Source organism: Bacillus sp. AFS001701 (genome assembly GCF_002559405.1).
Lineage (GTDB): Bacteria > Bacillota > Bacilli > Bacillales > Bacillaceae_G > Gottfriedia.
Window position 1 is genome coordinate 1 of sequence record NZ_NTZO01000196.1, and the last position, 1212, is coordinate 1212.

2 protein-coding genes are annotated in these 1212 nt (G+C 30.9%); both read left to right on the forward strand.

All coding sequences use genetic code 11. The features are described 5' to 3' along the window. Positions 1-187: 187 nt before the first annotated feature. Positions 188-382 carry a DUF6199 family natural product biosynthesis protein gene (locus tag CN514_RS13840; RefSeq protein WP_098233102.1) on the forward strand — a complete coding sequence of 65 codons (195 nt, stop codon included), beginning with the start codon at positions 188-190 and terminating at the stop codon, positions 380-382. Positions 383-519: 137 nt separating this feature from the next. After that, complete coding sequence (locus tag CN514_RS13845) at positions 520-1011, forward strand: SMI1/KNR4 family protein (RefSeq protein ID WP_176525912.1); 492 nt, start codon at positions 520-522, stop codon at positions 1009-1011. The last annotated feature ends 201 nt before the right edge of the window (positions 1012-1212 follow it).

Here is a 1212-nt window from a genome sequence, read left to right on the forward strand (position 1 = left end):
TATAGTCGATTTTTTTATTGAGCTAAATGGCAGATTAGTTCAATAAGAAAGGACTCTTTGCAAAGTACATAGAATAGATGATTAAAGAGTAAAGTTAGGGGTTGGGGGGCTTTGGATTGGTAAAAAAATATTATAAAAGTAAGAAAATGAGCGTGTAAAGATCACAAAATATTTTGGAGGGTTCTATATGTTTATAGGAATATTACTCATTTTATTTGGATTTTTACTAATTGTGAATCCTGAAGCATTTTGGGTTGTTACAGAAAGTTGGAAATCCGATGGTGCAACAGAACCATCTTCTTTTTATAAGTGGAGTACACGTTTTGGAGGATCAATGTGTGTTTTAGTTGGTGCTACTAGTATCATTGTGTCAACGCTATAATACAAGCAGTAAAATCACGATTGTTGTGGTCTTCTTTACATTTTCTTATTCAAGTAAATGGCAGTTTAGTTGCATAAGGGAACGTGATAAAATCTATATGTAATCAAGGTAAATTGTTCTAAAATGGAAGTGATATGGTGAATCCAATTGTTAAGAGTTCCATACAAAAATTAATTGAAAGTGCGGAAAGTGAAGGGAAAAGTGGAGAAAATTTTTCTTTAATAAAACTTGATGATTTAAATAAAGTCTTTAGGAACAAACTTCCTGAATGGCTTATACAGTTTTATAGAAATGTCCCTATATATGGTTTAGAAATTACAACAAAATACACAGATTCAGAAGACGACGAAGATTACATAGATATGGGATTCCTTAATATAGAAGGGATAATTTCTGAAGCGACTGAGTTATATCCAGGTATTGCTTTATTAGATAAAGGTTATTTATGCATTGGTTATGATACTTTAGGGACAGGCGACCAGATTTATATATCTTTAGATGAAGGCGAAAATCCACCAGTATATCAGATATATCACGATGTAAGTGAACAACCAGATGAAATTTTATCAGCAAAAAGATTAATTGCTAATTCACTATCTGAATTATTTAATAATGCAAAGGTAACATAACAATTACCACATCTTGTTCAACTAAAGCATGCGTTAGTTACTTTACGTAAAAAGGCAAGGAGTCGACATCGGCTCCTATTTTTTTATTAAGTAGTTTAAAGGTGTATTAAATTAACTGTTGAATTAATAAGTAGAACCTAGTCATTTTTGGAGGAATATATGATTTCTAAAAAGAGCATTTATGTATATTTGATATACGCA

Bases quoted from the DNA above. Each gene is read 5' to 3' on its own strand.
- CN514_RS13840 (WP_098233102.1), top strand. From the start codon at position 188: ATGTTTATAGGAATATTACTCATTTTATTTGGATTTTTACTAATTGTG.